Origin of the sequence: uncultured Boseongicola sp. (assembly GCF_937988555.1) — a bacterium.
Taxonomy (GTDB): domain Bacteria; phylum Pseudomonadota; class Alphaproteobacteria; order Rhodobacterales; family Rhodobacteraceae; genus Boseongicola.
Genome location: NZ_CALJXO010000093.1, coordinates 1 through 2,586 on the forward strand (window position 1 = coordinate 1; position 2,586 = coordinate 2,586).

Sequence of the window (2,586 nt, forward strand, 5' to 3'; positions counted from 1 at the left end):
AATGTTGCGACGAACCCGGCTCTCTTTTTGGGGGAACGGTCGATGGGGACGTGTCGCATAGGCGCGCCTCTGGTGATCCGGCTGGCTCCGGGCGATTATGTGTTGGGGGCGATCACGCAGGCCGGTCAAGCACGCGAGGCGGTCTCAGTTCAGGAGGGTCAGACGCTTTACATGCGCTGCGGGATAACCGCGACGCCGTCGCTTACTCCGCCGCCGTTCCTTGATCCGGTTGATGCGTCCACCGGGGCCCGTCAGTCGGGGGTTCTTGACTGATCCGCGCCTTGGCGGTTCAGATGGCTTTCAGCTCTCCGGCCATGGTGCGTCCATCGCGGCCTTCGATCAGATCGTAGCCAATTTTCTGGTCATCGGCGAGGCCGGTCATGCCGGCGGCTTCTACGGCTGAGATATGGACGAACACGTCGTTGCCGCCCTCGTCGGGTGCGATAAATCCGAACCCTTTGGTTGCATTGAACCACTTCACTGTGCCTGTCGGCATCGGTCTTCCTTCCGTCGTCCCTTCGCGCAAGAAGCGAAGGTCTTGGCATTGCACCCCGACGTAGGAACCGGTCCGGCCCCCAGGGGCTTTGATGTATCCGCAGTGCGAACACCCCTTGAAAATGAAGAGATTCGCGTAAAAAACAAAGCAAATTACTGTTACAGGGGGCGAATTGATGACGGTGCTTTATGGGATTGGAACGTGTGATACGTGCCGAAAGGTGCTAAAAGCGTTGGAAAACATCAACTTAGACGTGACGTTTCGCGATGTGCGGGCCGAGCCGTTGTCAGTGAGCGAGATTGGTCGGTTTTGGGCTGAATTTGGCGACGCTTTGCTGAATACGCGGTCAACGACGTGGCGCGGATTGTCGGAAAGCGAGCGGGCGCGGGCGCCTGCGGCGTTGTTGGCGGATCATCCGACGCTGATGAAACGGCCAGTGATTGAGGGGCCCGGTGGACTGACGCTTGGATGGGATAAGGCCGCTCAGGGCGCGCATCTTGGATCGCGTGCCTCGGGTGCTTAGGTCTTTGCGGTAGAGGAGATAGCCACGTGCGCAACGCAGCGGCAGCTTTGGGATTAATCGGCGGGTTGCTGGCTTTGGTGATGGGGCTGGTAAGCTTTGGCTATACCGAGGCGATCTATCGCTGGGGGGAATTGCCGAACTTTGCCGAGATGCCTGCGAAGGTCGACGAGATCCGTGCGATGTCGGTACTGGCGCCATTGTTGGCAATTGCCGGGGCGGCGATGGCGCCGACGCGCGCCTTGTGGGGCGGCATCGCTTTGGCTTTGGCGTCAGGGGGCATGTACTGGGCGTTTGGGATTGGATTTTTCTCGATCTTCCCAGTCACGATGTGCGGCCTTGCCGCTATCCTTGCGCTGGCTGCGGGTCGGCCTGACGAGCCGAAGCGCCACTTCTGAGGACGCGATCCACCGAGAGAGGGCCGCCGCCGCGCAGGACGAGGTAGGCGAGGACGAACATCCAGAACGCGCGTTGGTCCAGGATCAGGCTGTCGGGGACGCGGTCGAACCATGCGCCAAGCGTACCGTTGGCCAGCCCGCCATGGCCGAAGAGATCTACCCAGCTTTGCATTGCGACGAAGCCGATCATCCCCAAGGCGGCAAGCCGGGTGAACAGGCCGAGGACGATCAGCAACGGCAGGATGAACTCCGCCCAAGTGCCTGCGGTGACGACGGCCCAGTGGAAGGCACCGAGTTGGGAGAAGTCATAGCCGATAGCCTCGATCGTTTTAGGAAAGATTTGGATGTAGGCGCCGTCGCTGGGGAACAGAAAGCCGAGCACACCATCGCCAAGCTTTGTGGTGCCGGAGTTCCAGTAGTAGCCCAAAAGCGTCGCCGCGAAGATGAAACGCGCAAGCGTGGTCATGACGGGTACGGTGATCCGCTCGAGGCCGGAAAAGATGATGTCGTGGAGCGAGGTCAGGGCGCGGATCATGAGTTCAGTCCTTAAGGTCTGTCAGGGCATTGTTGACGATCAAAAGAGCCAGCATTGTCGAAAGATCGAATGTGGCGTCTTCAGTTGTGGCGGCCTCGATGGCGGCGCCGAAGGTTTGGCCATGGAGGAGCACGTCTGTGAAGGCACCTCCGCCAGCGGGCAGAAGGTGCGGTACCGGGTCGAGGTCCGCGCGCAAGATCAGGGTGTCTTGCGCGGCCATGGTCGGCTTCGGTGCGCGGGGGGCGGTATTGAACGCCCAGATCGCGTGGATCGGCCATTTCGAGCGGATGAGCCGGGTGGCTGGGGCAAGCGTGACGGGGGATGCCATCAGTTGCTCGGGCGGGATCGCCTGCAAGGTCGCGGGATCAAAGGGCTGCGCGTCGGCGGCGTGGTAGCTGTGGCGCAGGGCCAGATCAAGGCGCGCAATGTCTGGCAGGTAGCCGATGGTCGCTGTGGGCTCGAAAGCCTCCAAGAAGGTGGGCATGTCGTCGCCGTAAAACATCATAAGAGGAGATGACGGCGGATGTTGGCGCAGGAAAGTGGCGGCAAGGCGCTTGAAGTTTTGCGCCCCGACGAGTTTTGCCACCGTGGGAAATGCTGTTTCAAGCGCCTCGCTAAGCGAAACAGTCACGTTGTT

Annotated in this window: 6 protein-coding genes; 3 read left to right on the plus strand and 3 right to left on the minus strand. The window is 60.8% G+C overall.

Annotated features, from left to right (window positions below; translation table 11 throughout):
• The coding region (locus Q1B15_RS05165; RefSeq protein WP_299751139.1) for a hypothetical protein at positions 1–273 on the plus strand (273 nt) is incomplete at its 5' end.
• Positions 274–289: 16 nt separating this feature from the next.
• Here Q1B15_RS05165 and Q1B15_RS05170 read toward each other — a convergent pair.
• Positions 290–496 (minus strand): cold-shock protein, encoded by a 207-nt coding sequence (locus Q1B15_RS05170; RefSeq protein ID WP_299751142.1) that lies wholly within the window; start codon positions 494–496, stop codon positions 290–292.
• A gap of 175 nt (positions 497–671) precedes the next feature.
• Between Q1B15_RS05170 and Q1B15_RS05175 the strand changes: the two genes are divergently transcribed.
• Positions 672–1,019, plus strand: coding sequence for an ArsC/Spx/MgsR family protein (locus Q1B15_RS05175; protein ID WP_299751145.1), 348 nt, complete (start codon positions 672–674; stop codon positions 1,017–1,019).
• Positions 1,020–1,045: 26 nt separating this feature from the next.
• Positions 1,046–1,414, plus strand: coding sequence for a hypothetical protein (locus tag Q1B15_RS05180; protein WP_299751148.1), 369 nt, complete (start codon positions 1,046–1,048; stop codon positions 1,412–1,414).
• On the opposite strand, the gene Q1B15_RS05185 is transcribed toward Q1B15_RS05180, so the two are convergent.
• On the minus strand, positions 1,362–1,946 hold the full coding sequence (locus Q1B15_RS05185) for a DoxX family protein (RefSeq protein ID WP_299751154.1): 585 nt from the start codon (positions 1,944–1,946) through the stop codon (positions 1,362–1,364). The two genes, Q1B15_RS05180 and Q1B15_RS05185, sit on opposite strands and share 53 nt — an antisense overlap.
• 7 nt (positions 1,947–1,953) lie before the next feature.
• Positions 1,954–2,586, minus strand: a 633-nt coding sequence (locus Q1B15_RS05190; RefSeq protein WP_299751151.1) for a DNA-binding domain-containing protein, incomplete at its 5' end; no start/stop codon positions are given.